This window comes from Pseudonocardia bannensis (genome assembly GCF_012911875.1).
In the GTDB taxonomy this organism is placed as follows: domain Bacteria; phylum Actinomycetota; class Actinomycetes; order Mycobacteriales; family Pseudonocardiaceae; genus Pseudonocardia; species Pseudonocardia bannensis.
Genome location: NZ_JAAXKZ010000030.1, coordinates 34,792 through 50,232, shown reverse-complemented (window position 1 = coordinate 50,232; position 15,441 = coordinate 34,792). Strand labels below are relative to the sequence as shown.

General features: G+C 72.0%; 15 protein-coding genes. 10 read left to right on the top strand and 5 right to left on the bottom strand.

Features of this window, described 5'->3' with window-relative positions; genetic code table 11:
* The coding region (locus HF519_RS10945; RefSeq protein ID WP_169412759.1) for an integrase core domain-containing protein at positions 1 to 132 on the top strand (132 nt) is incomplete at its 5' end.
* Here HF519_RS10945 and HF519_RS10940 read toward each other — a convergent pair.
* Both HF519_RS10940 and HF519_RS10935 read right to left on the bottom strand, forming a co-directional pair.
* Complete coding sequence (locus tag HF519_RS10940) at positions 129 to 1,670, bottom strand: APC family permease (RefSeq protein WP_169412757.1); 1,542 nt, start codon at positions 1,668 to 1,670, stop codon at positions 129 to 131. The two genes, HF519_RS10945 and HF519_RS10940, sit on opposite strands and share 4 nt — an antisense overlap.
* Positions 1,660 to 3,639, bottom strand: a complete 1,980-nt coding sequence (locus HF519_RS10935; protein ID WP_169412756.1) for a primary-amine oxidase — start codon at positions 3,637 to 3,639, stop codon at positions 1,660 to 1,662. Before HF519_RS10935 ends, HF519_RS10940 begins: the two co-directional genes overlap by 11 nt.
* A 252-nt stretch (positions 3,640 to 3,891) precedes the next feature.
* Here HF519_RS10935 and HF519_RS10930 point away from each other — a divergent pair, with 252 nt between their 5' ends.
* Together HF519_RS10930 and HF519_RS10925 are read left to right on the top strand one after the other, a co-directional pair.
* On the top strand, positions 3,892 to 5,319 hold the full coding sequence (locus HF519_RS10930) for an APC family permease (RefSeq protein ID WP_246243107.1): 1,428 nt from the start codon (positions 3,892 to 3,894) through the stop codon (positions 5,317 to 5,319).
* Positions 5,316 to 6,068: an IclR family transcriptional regulator gene (locus HF519_RS10925; protein ID WP_312860039.1), complete on the top strand. Its 753-nt coding sequence runs from the start codon at positions 5,316 to 5,318 to the stop codon at positions 6,066 to 6,068. Before HF519_RS10930 ends, HF519_RS10925 begins: the two co-directional genes overlap by 4 nt.
* A gap of 237 nt (positions 6,069 to 6,305) precedes the next feature.
* Here HF519_RS10925 and HF519_RS10920 read toward each other — a convergent pair whose 3' ends face one another.
* Both HF519_RS10920 and HF519_RS10915 read right to left on the bottom strand, forming a co-directional pair.
* On the bottom strand, positions 6,306 to 6,929 hold the full coding sequence (locus HF519_RS10920; RefSeq protein ID WP_169412754.1) for a hypothetical protein: 624 nt from the start codon (positions 6,927 to 6,929) through the stop codon (positions 6,306 to 6,308).
* Between the two features lie 695 nt (positions 6,930 to 7,624).
* Complete coding sequence (locus HF519_RS10915; RefSeq protein WP_169412752.1) at positions 7,625 to 8,026, bottom strand: hypothetical protein; 402 nt, start codon at positions 8,024 to 8,026, stop codon at positions 7,625 to 7,627.
* Between the two features lie 669 nt (positions 8,027 to 8,695).
* Between HF519_RS10915 and HF519_RS30415 the strand changes: the two genes are divergently transcribed.
* The 5 genes from HF519_RS30415 (at position 8,696) to HF519_RS10890 (ending at position 13,303) form a co-directional block, all read left to right on the top strand.
* Entirely contained in the window at positions 8,696 to 8,914 is a 219-nt protein-coding gene (locus HF519_RS30415) for a hypothetical protein (RefSeq protein ID WP_211169854.1), read from the top strand.
* Positions 8,911 to 10,107 carry a zinc-dependent alcohol dehydrogenase gene (locus tag HF519_RS10905; RefSeq protein ID WP_169412750.1) on the top strand — a complete coding sequence of 399 codons (1,197 nt, stop codon included), beginning with the start codon at positions 8,911 to 8,913 and terminating at the stop codon, positions 10,105 to 10,107. The genes HF519_RS30415 and HF519_RS10905 overlap by 4 nt, the downstream gene beginning before the upstream one ends.
* 177 nt (positions 10,108 to 10,284) lie before the next feature.
* A complete protein-coding gene (locus tag HF519_RS10900) occupies positions 10,285 to 10,974 on the top strand; it encodes a class I SAM-dependent methyltransferase (RefSeq protein WP_169412748.1) in 690 nt (229 codons plus the stop codon).
* A 395-nt stretch (positions 10,975 to 11,369) separates the two neighbouring features.
* A complete protein-coding gene (locus HF519_RS10895; protein WP_169412746.1) occupies positions 11,370 to 12,983 on the top strand; it encodes an ATP-binding SpoIIE family protein phosphatase in 1,614 nt (537 codons plus the stop codon).
* Positions 12,980 to 13,303: an STAS domain-containing protein gene (locus tag HF519_RS10890; protein ID WP_169412744.1), complete on the top strand. Its 324-nt coding sequence runs from the start codon at positions 12,980 to 12,982 to the stop codon at positions 13,301 to 13,303. The genes HF519_RS10895 and HF519_RS10890 overlap by 4 nt, the downstream gene beginning before the upstream one ends.
* A 70-nt stretch (positions 13,304 to 13,373) precedes the next feature.
* Here the strand turns inward: HF519_RS10890 and HF519_RS10885 are convergent, their stop codons facing one another.
* Positions 13,374 to 13,595 carry a hypothetical protein gene (locus tag HF519_RS10885; RefSeq protein ID WP_169412742.1) on the bottom strand — a complete coding sequence of 74 codons (222 nt, stop codon included), beginning with the start codon at positions 13,593 to 13,595 and terminating at the stop codon, positions 13,374 to 13,376.
* Between the two features lie 381 nt (positions 13,596 to 13,976).
* Here HF519_RS10885 and HF519_RS32310 point away from each other — a divergent pair, with 381 nt between their 5' ends.
* The gene (locus HF519_RS32310) at positions 13,977 to 14,111 is read left to right on the top strand and encodes a hypothetical protein (protein WP_281358490.1); all 135 of its coding nucleotides are present in this window, start codon (positions 13,977 to 13,979) and stop codon (positions 14,109 to 14,111) included.
* Between the two features lie 256 nt (positions 14,112 to 14,367).
* Positions 14,368 to 15,228 carry a thermonuclease family protein gene (locus HF519_RS10880; RefSeq protein ID WP_169412740.1) on the top strand — a complete coding sequence of 287 codons (861 nt, stop codon included), beginning with the start codon at positions 14,368 to 14,370 and terminating at the stop codon, positions 15,226 to 15,228.
* The last annotated feature ends 213 nt before the right edge of the window (positions 15,229 to 15,441 follow it).

Genomic DNA, 15,441 nt, shown 5'->3' with positions numbered 1-15,441 from the left:
CTCAGCGAGTCGCAACGACGGAAAGCCCTCCCAGGCTTCCTCCACGAGTACAACCACCACAGGCCCCACACCGCCCTGGCAGGTCAACCACCCATCACCCGGTTGACCAACGTCCCCGGGCAGCACAGCTAGATCTCGTCGAAGATCCGCCCCATGTCCGCCCACACCGGGCGGCGGTAGCGCCGGGTCCAGACCGCGAGCGCCAGGCCGATCGCGGCGACCGCGGCACACACCCACGGCACCATCGCGATCTGCAGCGGGATCTCCGCTCCCGGTGCGGCCGGCACGAACGAGTAGTAGAGCCCGCCGAACACCGCCAGGGCCCCGACGAGCGCGGCGAGCACGCCGGTCACGGTGAACCCGGCACGGCCCGTGCGCCGGCCCTGCGCCGCCCCGGCGATCCCGAGCATCAGGTACACGCCCATCACGAGCGGCGTCCCGATGCCCGCGAGGAAGGTGAAGAGGAAGACGCCGCCGGTCAGGCCGTTGTCGACCCCGCCGGCCAGGGCGACCTGGCTCTCCCGCCCGGTGAGCAGCACCGACGCCACGGCCAGCACCACCCAGACCGCGAGGTCGAGCCCGATCGCGCGCCAGGGTGTGCCCCAGCGTGGATGCAGCACACCCAGCCACGCCGGCAGCACCCGCTCGCGGCCCATGGCGAACAGCACCCGCGAGACGGCGATGTGCACGCCGAGCGCGCAGAACAGGCTCGCCAGCGCCGCGCAGCCCAGCACGACGGCGGCGACCGCGTTGTTCGGCGCAACGGCGGCCAGCCCGGCCACGGATGCGGGCCAGTCGGCCGCGGCCTGCTGCACACCGAACCCGACCGCCGTCGCGTAGGTGATCACCAAGTAGAACAGGCCGGCGAAGACGATGGAGCCGATGATCGCGCGGGGGATCGCCCGCCGCGGGTCGCGGGTCTCCTCGGAGAGCACGGCGCTCGCCTCGGCCCCGGTGAACGACAGCATCGCGAACGACAGGCCGAACAGGACGCCGGTCCACGTCACGCCCGCCGCGGACGGCCAGAACGCCGCGAGGTCGATGCTGCGCCCGGCATCGGCCACCGGCGTGGTGCTGTCGATCACGCTCACCGCCGGCGACCCGATCGCGATCACCACGACCGCGACGACCAGCAGCGCCAGCATCGTGACCAGCAGGATCGCCAGCTGCGTCCGGGTCGAGGTGCGGATGTCGAACAGGCTCATCAGCGCGATCACCATGAGACCCGCGAGGGAGAACCAGTACCACGACGGGTCGGCCCCGGTGAGCAGCGTGACCAGGCTCGCGGTGAAGAACCCGAAGCCGCACAGGACCGCCCCGCCCAGCAGGAGGAAGGCCGCGGCGTAGCACCAGCCGCCGAGGAAGCCGAGCGTCTTGCCCGCGCCGCGGGTGATGTAGGTGTACATCGACCCGGCCGAGGACAGCGACCGCGCGAACATCGCGACCGTGCCGCCCACGCACAGCATGGCCAGGGTGCCGAGCAGGTAGGCCAGCGGCGTCGCGCCACCGGCCTTGGTCGAGGCGAGGTAGGTCAGGAACGCACCCGACATCGCCGGGGCGATCACCGACAGGCTCTGCGCGATGACGTCGCGCAATCCGAGTGTCCGGTGGAAGCCTCCCTGCGTCGTGGCCGTGGCGCCGGTGGGGGTCGTGGACGCGTCAGCGACCATCGCCGCTGCCCTCCTTCGCCGGGCCGTGCACGTCCTGGCCGCCGCTGTGGCAGTGCGCCCCGCGCGTCGGCGGCACATCGAGAGCCGGGTTGCGGTCGAAGAAGCCGACCGGCTTGAGCGTGAACCCGGTGTAGTCGACCGGCATGATCGGCCAGTCCTCGGGTCGCGGGAAGTGCGTCGTGCCGAAGGTGTGCCAGACGACGAGGTCCTCGCCGTCGAGCTCCCGGTCGGCCTGCACCCAGGCGGGCAGCCCGGCGCCACCGGGGTTCTGGTTGACGAAGTCACCGGCCGGGTAGCGCTCGGCGGGGTCGTAGCGGGTGACCCACAGGTGGTTGGTCGCGAAGGTCGCGCGGGCGTGGATCGACGAGGCCTCGTCGGCGAGCAGCGTCGCCTTGCCCTCCGGCAGCAGCGCGTACCCGACGTTCTGGCCCAGCGCGTTGGTCCGCTCCGGGTTCACGATGTGCCACGCGCGGACCACGGAGCCGTCGGCGCGGCGCTGCGCCTCGGACTCGCGGGTCAGCCGGGTGCGCCGCTGCCGGAACGCGTTGCCGTACGGGTTGCGCTCCCCCATCGGGACCCGCTCGGCCTGCACCTCCTCGACGACGTTGCGCACCCCGTCGACGGTCATGTCCAGCCGTGCCGAGAAGAGGTGCTGGTGGTACGGCGCGCCGAGTCCGGGCGCGATCTCGGTCGCGTACTCGTTGCCGCCCTCCGGGTAGGCGGCGGTGAACACGATCCCGGTCGCCTTGACCTCGAGCTGGATGGTGCCGTCGAGGTAGAGGTACCAGTAGAAGCCGTAGTCGTAGTTGCCGATCGGCGTGAAGAACGAGAACACCATCCGCCGCTGCCGCCGCGTCTCACGCACACCGGTGAACATGTCGGAGTGCTTCCAGAGGACGCCGTAGTCCTCCTCGTGCATGCAGATCGCGTTCGTGATCGTCTTCGGCCGGCCGAAGTCGTCGGCGATCACGGCGTCCAGGTAGTGGATCTCGCCGAGGCAGTCGCAGCCCAGCTGCAGCGAGTCGGCGTAGCGGGCGAACATGTACTCGCCGCAGTCGAAGTAGTTCTGCCAGAACCGCACCGGCGCCGGGTCGGCGTAGGGCACCACCATCTCGGCGACCGAGGCCCGGTAGACGATCGGGCGGCCGTCGAAGCTGATCTGGTGCAGGGTCAGGCCCTCGCGCTCGTTGAACCCGATGCGCAGGTCCCAGTTCTCCCACCGCACCCGGTTGCCCTCGACGGTGAAGGACGGCCCCTCGGGCTGGGTGATCTCGATCGGCTTCAGAGTGGTCCGCTCCGGGCCGACGACCGCGGGGTCGTCGAAGTTGCCCGACGTGGCCGGGACCGGCAGCTCGGCGGCATCGACGATCCGGGTGACGCGGCGGTCGGTCAGGTCGACGTAGGCGACCAGGCCGTCGACGGGGTGCGCCCACGGCGAGTCCTTCGCGTGGTCCTGGCGGAACCCGAACGCGCGCACGATGCGGTGGCCGACCTCGTCCGGGTAGTCGTAGACCCCCGCGGACAGGGGGACGGCGCGCACCGAGGCGGGCTCGATCCCCCGCTTGCCGAGCGCCTCGACCCAGCCGGCGTCGGCGTTGAGGACGTCCTCGATCATCTCGAACTCGGCGTCGATGATCGGCGGCTGCCCCTCACGGGGCGGGTCGAGCTCGCGGCGCGAGAGCACCTCGCCGCGCGTCGCCGAGACGATGGTGTCCCACGACCGCCCGCTGGCCAGGTCGAGCAGCACCGCACGGAACCGGCGCTCGACCGGAGCACCGTCGGGCTGCGCGAGGACCTCGTCCTTCGCCGGCTCCTCAGGTGCGAAGAAGGCGAAGCGCACCGTCTCGCCGAGCAGTCCGGCGCCGGTCAGGGCCTCCCGGACGCGGTCGACCTCGGTGGCGGTGGTCATGTCGAGTGGATGGGCCGGGGCGGTCGCGGCAGCGTCGCGGCGATCCTCGACGGTCGTCATGGATGTCCTCCCTGGTGGTCGCCCGTGGGGCGGAAGGGCCGGGCGAGAGCCTGACCTGGGACGGTGAGCGCTCCATGGCCGCACGGTCAAAGCCCCGTCTCCGTTACCGCGAAAGCTCGGTGTGAGCACTCTCACGGTGCGAGAAGCCGCGGGCGGCGATTCTCATTCGGACCACCATTCCTGTCACGGTGGTGATGCGCCGGGTTAGCGTCTGCGCTCCAGCGTCCGAGGCTCCTGGTCGAGGAGGTGTGCATGCCCAACGGTGCGATGTCCGGGTTGCGGCGCCGCTCGCCGGTGCACGGGCTCGACCGCCGCAACCTCGGGCCGGTCGAGGTACTCGCTCAATCGGTGTCGAGCGCCGCGCCGGCGGCAGGTATGGCCACGGTCCCCGCGATCGTGGCCACCTCCGCCGGCACGGCCACCGTGTGGTCGTTCGTGCTCGCGACGGCACTCGCGGTGCTGGTCGGCACGTGCATCAGCCGCTTCACCCGCCGGATGGCCGCCGCCGGCTCGCTCTACAGTCTCACTGCGAAGGGCCTCGGTCCTGCCGCCGCGTTCGCGAGCGGCACCGCCCTGCTCGCCGGCTACACGATCCTCGTCATGGCTGCGCTGACCGGCGCCGCGATCTACCTCGACGCGCTGCTGGCCCGGTTCGGCTGGCGGGCCCCGCCGGTGGTCGGCGCCGTGATCGTCGTACTGCTCGCCGCGCTCGCCGGGGCGCTGGTGCTGCGCGGGGTGCGGGTCTCGGCGCGCATCGTGCTCGCCGTCGAGGCCGTGTCCATCGCGCTGATGCTCATCATCTTCGCGGTCCTGCTCGGCAGCCTGCCCGTACCGGACCCGGACGGGGGCGCGAGCGCCGGGCTCGGCACGGCCGCCGCGGGCGTGCTGCCCGCGCTGGGCGCCTTCATCGGGTTCGAGGCCGCGACGACGCTGGGTGTGGAGGCCCGCCGCCCGTTCCGGTCGGTGCCGCGGGCGGTGCTGGGCACGGCCGCGGTCGTCGGGCTGCTGTCGGTCGTCGCCGCCTACACCCAGGTCGCAGGCTTCGCGGGCAGGCTGGGCGGGCAACCCGAACCGGTCGTCGCGCTCGCCGCGGCCCGCGGCGCACCGTGGCTGGCGGTGCTGCTCGACCTCGGTATCGCGACCTCGTTCGTGGCCTGCACGCTGGCGACGGCGAACGCGCTGGTCCGGGTGCTGTTCTCGATGGGCCGCGACGGCATCGCGCCCCGTGTTCTGGGTGCGACCCACCGCCGGTACCGCACGCCGCACATGGCGATCGCGGTCGCGTTGCCGGTCGCGGCCGCGGTACCCGCGGCGCTGCTCGTCGCCGGGGTGCCGGGTCCGGACGCGTTGCGCATCCTGCTCACGGTCGCCACGGCCGGGTATCTGGTCGGATACCTGCTGGTGTGCCTGGCCGCGCCGCTGTTCCTCCGCCGCATCGGAGAGCTCACCCCCGCCCCGGTGCTGGTCACCGCGGTCACGGTCCCGGCGCTGGCCGTGGCGTGCGGCGCGTTCGTCGTCTCCGCGCTCGGCGGTCCCGTCCCGGTGGTGCTCGCCGCGTTGCTGCTCGCCGCGCTCGGCTGGTTCGGGTGGCTACGGATGCGCCGCCCCGCCGAGCTCGCCGCGATCGGCGTCTACGACGAGACCTCCGCGGCCGACGTGCACCTCGGGCGGCTGCCGTGACCGGTATCGACCCGCTGCCACTGTCCGGGCGCCAGCCCCGCGCCGTCCGCAGCGCCCTCGCCATGCTGGAGGAGGTCGTCGCCGCCGGGCCCGGGGTGACCGCGAAGGAGATCTCCGCTGCGCTCAAGCTGCCGCAGGCCACCACCTACCGGTTGCTCAACCTGCTCGTCGATGAGGAGTACCTGGTACGGCTGCCCGACCTGCGCGGCTTCGCCCTCGGCCGGCGCGCCGCCCGGCTGGCAGTGCCCGTCGCACCGGTCCCGCCCACGGCGGCCCGTGCCGTCGTCGACCACCTTCGCGGGCTCGTGCGCTGGGGCGTCCACCTCGCGTCGTTCGTCACCGGGCAGGTCACGCTCGCCGACCCCGATCCCGACCACCCGCCCACCGAGCCCGTGTTCCTCGCCCGCTATCCGCACGCCTCCGCCCTGGGGAAGCTGCTGCTCGCCGGCCAGCCCGACTGGCGCGCGCTGACCCGCGACCTCCGGCGCTTCACAGAACACACGGTCGTCGACGGGACCGCGCTCGACCGGCAGCTCCGCACGGTGGCCACCGGGGCCCTGGCCCGGCAGTGCGGCGAGCTCCGCGCCGACCGCGGCTGCATCGCCGTTCCCATCCGTAGCCCGATCGACGGGACGCTCGTCGCCGGGCTCGCGCTCGCCGGCCCGCCCCACCGCATCGCCGAGCCCAACGACGAGCTCGTCGAACTCCTGCGTGAGCACGCCGAACGGCTCGCCCCGCTGCTGGCCTGAACCGTTACCGGACGAGGTCCGTCCGGCTCTCCACGGGCAGCACTGCCCATCGAGGCGCGCCGACGCGGTTTCGCGGGCGGCCTCTCATCGACGGGCCGCCGGGCTCCGGAAGGACAACGGCAACATGGCCGCGGGTGACCAGGCGCGGTGGGAGCACCACCGGAGCCGGCTGGAGCGCGTGGCGCAAAGCCGGCCGGGTCGAGCGGTAGTCCACAGCGTCACCAGCCGCACGTTCTGTCATGAAACCCTTTCGAACGAGCTTCCGTTCCACCTCCATACGACCGTCCGATGGATGGAGGGACCGCTTGCGTGCGAATCGCCCGGCCCGTAGAAGTTCATGCCGGCCGAGAGCTCCCCACCCCGTATGCTCAACTCGGACGGGACGTACACGGGCGGCAGGACGGCGTCCGGTCCCTGGAGCGATTTCGGAGACGGAAGCTCGCCGAGAAGATCTCCGTCTGCCGAGAAGACCGGGACCTCCTGGACCGAGAAGTTCGATTCCTGTGGTGAGCACGAGAGGAGCACCGCCGTTTCCGCTCGGCCATCACCGGTCATGTCCCCGCTCGCCGAATTCTCGTACGCGATGTCGAAGTGGTCATAGACAGATGCGCCGCTCCCTCCACCCGAGCTGGTCGCTCTTCCATCCACCAGCGGTACCTCGAACCCGCCTTCGACGATGCCGTCACAGGTGATGCGATAGGTGGCGTTCTTCCAGTCGACGGCATTGTCCGCTTGGGCTGGACCGCCCTGGGATGTTTCAGCTGTGTCGGACGTCGCCGCGGCGTACGTCGTGGGCGCCAGGGAGACGCCGGCGCCCAGAAGGCCTACAACGAGCGCCCGGTGTAGCGTATGAAAAGGCATTGCAGCCCTCCTCTGGCAGAAAGCGCGGTTCCGTGTTTTCTGTGACGCACGCCGGATCCGAGACACGTGGGCCGCCGCGGTGACAGGGGCGCGCGGGCGTCTCACTATAGGACGAGCCAAGCGGAGACGGCGGCCCCATACGGCCGCTTCCGAAAAACAAATAAAGCATAGCGGATACACTCGGCACTGACGGGCGAGAAGCTCATAGCGGTCATGCCGAGTAGAGCTGACCGAAGGCGCGCCCACCCCGCCCGTCACCGTTCCTGCCCGGCCATCGCGATCTCACATCAGCGGCGGAACGTCCTGACTACCGGACCCAACCGAAATGTCTGCTATTGCCGTCTCGTCAGGCGGCTCAATCAAAAGGCGGCCGAGCCGCTCGAAAGACCCTGGCAGTCCCGCCGGCGTCACCACGACGAGCATGCGAGCAGATCCCGTCAATCGGGTCCGCAGTCCCCTTGGAGGACGAACATCTCCGTTCGAACGATTGAGGCGAACTCGGCGCAGCGGTCCGCACGATCCCCGCGCGCGAGCGCGGGCCCGGCCGCCACGGGTGAGCCCGAGGACTGGTTGGCCGCCTCGACGGAGTGGCTCTGGAGTGATCCCGACCGCACCGGCGTTCCCGGGCTTCGGACGTCGTCGTGGGCGACGGCCGGGCTCGGGCCGCGGACGGTGCCGCCCCCGGCGGCCTCGGGTCAGCTCTTCGTAGCGTCGCGCGCGGAACGCGCGGTACTCGAGGCCTTCGCACCGGCTTCCTCCGAGGCCTGCGCGGCCTTGTCCGCAACCGTCTCTGCGGCGCGGGCCGTGCGCGCAGTGCCCGACTCGGCGGCGCGAGCGGCCTGCTCGGTGACCGCCTCGGTGGCCTGAGCCCCTGAGGACACCAGCGTGTGCATGAGTTGGCGCTGGTTCTCCAGCATCTGCTCGAGGAAGTTGAACGTCTTGTCCACGACAGCGTGCGCGTCCGGCACCGAACGCTGGCCGCCGGTGACGCTGCTCGCAAAGCCCTGGAGGGTCTCGGCCCAGGTGCGCGCAGCCGTGGTGAGCGCCTCCTGGCTGCGCTTGGCGATATCGGCGAACTGGTTGCTGGACGTCGTCATCGAACTGATCCTCCCTGTTTCGGACTGGGGTCCGCTTGCTCAGCCGCATCGGCCTGCGGCGAGCCCGGTACCGCCCACGTCACGGGGACGGTGCCGGTCTGCTCAGCGAGCCATGGAATCCGTCTCATGCTCCGATCCGGTCGGAAGTCGTTCCCGCCGACCAGGCGTAGGCAAGCCACACGTCTCGGCGGCTCGTCGGGACAACCATGGCGTACCCGCCGGCGTCGGCCGTTACTCCCTTGGAGTGAGAAGCGCCCCGTCCACCGCACGTAGTCCTCATGTGCACGGAGACCGTCCCAGCACCGCGGTGCACCACGTCTCCGTCCCCGGTGCCCTCCGACCGGTGGGCAAGAACCCGGTCCCCCGGCCCCACCACGGGCAGCACTACCGATGCCCCGGCCCCTGGGCGGAGTCTCGGCGCAGGTTTGGACCTGGCGGGAGGACGCGGGCACCGTGCCGAGCCGCAATGGTGCTGGAGAACCGCCATGGGCGGGATGTCACCGGCCGACCAACGGCCTGGGCCCGTCGGGGCGTCGTCACCGAGCACAGCCAGGAGGTACATCGTCCTGGACCGCGCGCTGGCGCAGGCCATGGAGGGAGATCGGTGACGCCGTCGAGGTCCAGGTCCGGCGGGCGGCCGGCAACCGGGGCACCGCGCTCGCCGCGCGGGTGCGGACGCCGGTACCCGCCGGGCTGAGCGAGGCCACCGCACGCCTCCTGGGCACCGACCCGCGCCAGGCCGTCCGGACCGCGCTACGGCACTCCAAGCAGCTCATCGAGACCGGCGAGGTGCTCAGCCCGGACAAGCCGGGGTCGACGCGACTGGCCCTCACCAACCTGCCACTCGAACTGGCGACACGCCGCGCACGAGCGGAGGGGCGATTGTGAAGGCACTGTGCCGGGAAGGCGTCAACGAGGTCTCGGTGGAGCGGGTTCCGGACCCGCAGATCCTGAACAAGCAGGACACCATCCTGAAAGTCGGGCTCAGCTCCGTGTGCGGCTCGGACCTGCACCAGATCAGCGGCTACATCCCTGCGATGAAGGCCGGGGACGTCCTCGGCCACGAGTTCATGGGTGAGGTCGTCGAGGTCGGCTCGGAGGTCCGCAAGCACAACGTCGGCGACCGGGTGGTGGTCTGTTCGTTCATCGCGTGCGGCCGCTGCTGGTACTGCGAGCACGAGCTGTACTCCTGTTGCGACAACAGCAACACCAACCCGGCCATCACGGAGACCATGTGGGGCCAGGCTCCCGGCGGCATCTTCGGTTACTCGCATGCGATGGGCGGGTTCAAGGGGAGCCACTCCGAGTACGTCCGTATCCCCTTCGTCGACCACACGGCGTTCACCGTCCCCGACGGGGTCGACGACCAGTCGGCGGTCTTCGCCTCCGACTCGGCGCCGACCGGCTGGATGGGCGCCCACCTCGGCGGCGTGCAACCCGGCGACGTGGTCGCCGTCTGGGGCTGCGGAGCGGTCGGGCAGATGGCGGCCCGCTCGGCGATGATCCTCGGCGCCGAGCGCGTGATCGCCATGGACCGCTTCGACTACCGGTTGGAGATGATGCAGCGCCACGTCGGAGCGGAGGTCGTCAACTACGAGAAGGTCGACGTCGATGCCGTGTTGCGCGAGCGCAGCGACGGCCGCGGGCCCGACGTGTGCATCGAGGCCGTCGGCCTCGAGTGCCACACCCCGGGCCCGCAGTACCGCCTCGAGCAACTCAAGCAACAGACCCGGGTACTCCAGACCGACCGTGGGCACACCCTGCGCGAAGCGATCCTCGCGTGCCGCAAGGGCGGAAGCGTGTTCGTCCTCGGTGTCTTCGCCGGTCTGGTCGACCGCGTCCCCATGGGCGCGCTCATGAACAAGGGCCTCACCCTCCGCGGCGCCCAGCAGCACGGTGAGCGCTACATCCCGATGCTGCTCGATCGGATAGCCGCGGGCGAGCTCAAGACCTCGCACCTCGCGACCCACCCGATGTCCTTGGAACAGGGCCCACGCGGCTACGACCTGTTCAAGAACAAGAAGGAGAACTGCCTCCGCGCGGTGTTCGGTCCCGACGGGTTCAGCCCCAACGGCGGGTAGCCCCGTCACGGATCCCGACGCCCCCGCAGGAACGCCGTTCCAGCCGCGCTCGGAGTCCGGTCCGTAGCCGGCGACCGGCCCGGCGGTGCCCTCGCCGCCCAACCGAATTCGACGTCTCCTCGTCATCCACAGGGCAGACTCGACCGGGTGGGCCACCGGTCGCCATCGCCCGCCGACGTGCCTCGGCAACGCCGGGCGGTGCGCTCCGCCGCCACCCCCGATCCCCGGCTGGACCTCATGGCCGGATCCATCGACCTGTACCGGGGACGGATCGGGTTCGTGCACCCCCGCGACCCCGAGGCGCTGCCGGCCGAGGAGGACATCTCCACCGACGAGGCCCACCCGCCGTACTGGGCCCAGCTCTGGCCGAGCGGGATCGAGCTGGCCCACGCCGTATCCGCTCGGGACTGGCGGGACGCACCGGTGCTGGAGCTCGGTTGCGGCTTGGGTCTGCCGGCCATTGCGGCTGCTCGCGCGGGGGCACACGTGCTGGCGATCGACCGCTCGGCCGACGCGGTCGCGTTCGCCGCGGTCAACGCCGAGCAGAACGGGGCCGTCGTGGAGACCGCCGTGTGCTCCTGGGCCCACCCCGCCCCGCTGATCGCCCGGGCTCCGTGGCGTCTCGTGCTGGCCGCCGACGTCCTGTACGGCCAGCGGAACGTCGACCAGCTGCTCGACCTTCTCCCCCGGCTGGTCGACGACACCGGCGCTGTGTGGATCGCCGACCCGCAACGTCCCCTCACCGGAGAGTTCCTCGCGGCCGCGCGTGCGGCGTGGCGCTCGGTCGAAACCACACCCACCCGACTGCCACAGATCCGCATCCACCGCCTCGCGCACCCATCACGGCCGGGTACAGCCGCGCCGTGACCGATGCCCGCCCCGCGCCTCGCGAACCGAGCGGACCTGCTGGCCCGTCCCTCGGGGTGGCGGGGGTTGGGCGCCATGCCGCCCGGGAGGTGAGCACGAGCACCCCGCGCCGCCGTGTCGTACTGGTCGAACACGTGCGCGACCGGGGCCGGCCCGAGTTCGGCCCGGCCGGTGGTGAACGCCGGGAGCCCGCGATCCCATGGCGGGTGGCGAACCGGTTGACCGCGGCGTCGCGGAGCCGGCCGGCGCGTCCGCGCGGAGAATCCACTCGTCGAGAGTGTCGAGCCCTGACCCGGCCCCCGGCCGTCCGGCAGGTAAGAGGTCGTTCGGTGGAACGGACCGCTGTGAGCACGGGCGGTGGGCGGGGCGCCCGCGCCCGGGCGGCCTAAGATCCGATGGTGTCCCCCGCCGACGGCATCGGTCCCGGCCTGCCCGCCGACCACCTACGGCGCATCCAGGCCCTCACCGACATCGGGCTCGCGCGCCTCGAGGTCGAGGAGCTACTGGATGAGCTGTTGGGTCGGGTACGGGAGCTGCTCGAGGTCGACACGGTGGCGGTGCTCCTGCTCGACCCGTCGGCGAACTATCTCGTCGCGACGGCCACCCACGGCCTCGAGGAAGAGATCCGGCAAGGGGTCCGAATACCGATCGGACGAGGCTTCGCCGGCCGCATCGCCGCGGAGCGCAGGGCCGTGACGATCCCCGAGGTCGACCACTCCAACGTCCTGAACCCGATCCTGCGCGAGAAGGGTGTGCGATCGCTGCTGGGCGTGCCGCTGATGGTCGGCAACGACGTGATGGGGGTGCTGCACGTCGGGACGCTGCGGTCGCGATCGTTCACCGACGACGACGCGATGCTGCTGCAGCTGGCCGCGGACCGGGTCGCACTGGCTACCCGGGCCCGGATGAGCCAGACGGAGCGGACCGCTGCGAGGGCACTGCAGCGCAGCCTGCTGCCCGGGCAGCTGCCCACGGTGCCCGGCCTCGAGCTCGCGGCGCGGTACGTGCCCGGCGGGGGCGGTGAGGTCGGGGGCGACTGGTACGACGTGTTCGGCCTGCCGTCGGGGCGGCTGTGCGTCGTGGTCGGCGACGTGGTGGGCCGGGGACTCCAGGCGTCCGTGGCGATGGGCCGGATACGCAACGCCGTGCGCGCCTACGCGCTGCTGACCGAGGATCCCGCGGAACTGCTGCGATGGCTGGACCGGCAGGTGCAGCACTTCGAGCACAACATCATGGCCACCGTGCTGTGCGCGGTGGCGGAGCCGGGGCACGTCGAGGTGACGGTGTCCTCGGCCGGGCACCCGCCGCCCGTCCTCGCCCTGCCCGGGGTGCCGAGCGAGCTGGTCGAGGTGCCCGCGGACCCGCCCATCGGGTTGACGTTGCCGCGCCGGCGTCGGAACACGACCATTCGGCTGCCGGCCGGGGCGAACGTCGTGCTCTACACGGACGGCCTGGTGGAACGCCGGGGTGAGCCGCTCGACTCCGGCCTCGCCCGGCTGACCGCCGCCGTCATGCCGGGCCCGGCCGAGACGGTGTGTGCGGCCGTCATGAGCAGGCTGATCGGCAACGAGCCGTCGGCTGACGACGTCGCCGTCCTCGTCCTGGCGCGCGAAGCCGAGCACGAGGTCGCGCCGCTGACCCTGGTCGAGCCGGCCGTCCCGCGGGCGCTGCGTGGCGTCCGCCAGGCCGTACGGGACTACCTGCGGCGGGCCGGGGCGACCAAGGAGGAGCTCGCCGACATCGTGCTCGCCATCGGCGAGGCGTCGGCCAACGTCGTCGAGCACGCGTACGGACCCGGTGGCGGGCTGCTGGAGGTGCACCTGGAGATGCACGGCCGCACCGTCACCGCGACCGTCCGGGACACCGGGAACTGGCGCGAGGCGCGCGGGACGAACCGCGGCCGGGGCACGACACTGATGCACGGGCTGGTCGACGCGGTGCGCGTCGACCACGACGGCCGGGGGACCCGGGTCGTGATGGACAAGACTCTCGGCGGAGTGGGGCAATGACGGAAGCGGACGTGCGCACGGAGGAGATCGAGCCGGGACGGCTGCTGGTCCGGCTCGACGGCGAGGTCGACCTGGAGAACGCTCTCACCGTGGAGGAGCGCCTACGCGAGGTGATCACCAACCGCGCCGAGTCCGTGACCCTGGACCTGGGCGGGCTGAACTACCTCGACAGCGCGGGCCTGCGCGTGCTCTTCGCCCTCGCCGACCGCCTCGAGCTGCTGCAGATCGCGCTGGACGTCGTCGTGCCGGTCGGCTCGCCGGCTCGCAAGGCGGCCGAGCTGTCCGGCCTCGGCGCGGTGGTCACCCTCCGCGCGACATGATGCCCCGGCGCCGTCGACACCCCGGCCCGGCAGAGATCGAACATGTGGCCGGGGGCGCGCGGCGTGGGTGTCAGGAGCGGAGGCCGACCAGCCCCAGCACCTCGGTCCGCCAGTCGGCGTAGGCGGCCGCGGAACCGTCGGCCGGCTCCACCTCGGGCCGGGGGCCCGCCTGAACGTCCCGGCCGAGCCTGGCCGGGCGCCGTCCGGGCAGGGGGTCCCCGGTGCGCGCCGTCCGCGCGAGCGCCTCGTCCTCGCGCTGCGGGGGGAACTCGATGGTCCGCATGTCAGGCATTGGTTCTCCCGGATCTCGAACGCCTTCGGCGTTGCCCTCACTCGACATCCAGGCTCCCGGGCGCAGGTGAGAGGCGCGGAGACCGCGTGTAACAGGTGGATGAACCCGGGGCCGCGAGGCGGCCCCGGCGGCGGCACCGACGGCAATTCGCGTCACGGCTTCCGGCGTCGCGCCGGAGGCCGTGAGCCGCACTGGCGCCAGCGAGCCGGGGCGGCGCACCCAGGGGGCCGAGCCCGCGTTGGGCGTGCGGTCCCGACCGGCAGCAGGAGAAGCGCCGCGGGCTCCCGCGCGGGGCCGTCGTTCGTCACCGGCGACACGGGCTCCTTCACACCGTCTCGGTCACGTTCCGGCGAGCTGGAACGACATCGTGATTGTCCGCGGATGGGTAAGGACCCCGACCCGCTCACCGAGGTCGAGTTGCTGGCCGAGTCGCTGATGGACAACGCCGGGGTGTTCCGGCCCGGGAAGGTCGTCAAGTGGGTGCCGGAGGTCGGTGACCAAGATCGGATCAGGTGATCCGATCCAGCTCGACCTTCCTCAGCTCGAGCGCTCGCCGACGCGTTCCTCGCCGAGATCGAGACCCGCTTCGTCACCAGCAGCTCGAGCAGGTGGTTGCGCCCCAGGCTCGCCGCCCCCCGGGTCGGGCGCGCACGAATCCGATACGCCACCCGTTGCACTCCATCGCCGCGGCCGGTGCTCGGTAACGGAGTTTGACGTTTCACCGAACTCCCGGCGGATGCAATGACGCATCCGGCGCAGAGGGGATGAGTTGATGCGCAAGTTGATCGTTCCCGTCGTGGGAGCGTTGGCCCTGATCATGGGTGCCGCCGGTGGCTGTGGCGGTGCCGGCCTCAGCGGCGACGACGAGCCGGCCGCACCCGCTGCGGCGGTCGCTGCGGCCGCGCCGGCCCTGACCGTGACGAGCATCGTGGACGGCGACACCGTCGATCTCAGCGATGGCCGGCGGGTCCGACTGCTCGGGGTCGACACGCCCGAACGCGGCGAGTGCGGGTCCGAGCAGGCGAGCGCCTTCGCCCGCTCGACGCTGCTGAACCGGCCGGTCGTCGTGAGCCCGGACCCGACCCAGGACGACACCGACTCCTACGGCCGGGCGCTGCTCTACATCTCCGTCGACGGACGGGACTACTCGGTTGCGGTAACCGGTGCCGGATGGGCCGAGCACTACATCTTCGACAACAACCCGGTGCTGAAGGCCCCCACGATCGAAGCCGCCCAGGCCGGCGCCCAACGGCAGCGCCTCGGGATCTGGGGCCTCCCTCACTGCACGACGCCGGCCCCGCCCTCGGCGACCCCCGCGCCGACGAGCGAGCAGGCCCGACCTGCCGACACCGACGACAACGTGCGCCGGCCGGCCCCGGTTCGCGCGCCGGTTACCGCGCCGGCTCCCGAGCCCGAGCCCGCGCCCGCGCCGAAGCCCGCGCCCAAGCCCGAGCCGAAGCCCGCGCCCGAGCCCGCGCGGGAGTCGGGCTGCCACCCCAGCTACGTGCCGTGCATTCCTGACGGACCGGATCTGGACTGCGGCGACATCGGGCACTCGGTGAAGGTTGTCGGGCCGGATGCGTACCGCCTGGACGCCGACGACGACGGGACGGGCTGCGACAGCTACTCCTAGCCTCCCACCGCGATCAGGCGACGGCCCCCGCCCCGCTGTTGTGGGCCGGGGCCGTCGTGACCGGCGCCAGTCCCGCTACTCGGTCTTCGTGGCCAGGACGGGCGGCGCGCAGGGCAGGGCGGACGAGCCTCGACGTGGACACCGCAGACGACACGAGTAGCCGGGTCGGTGGCCGGATCGCGGACGAGGAGGACTCGCCGCGGGTGTTCGGCA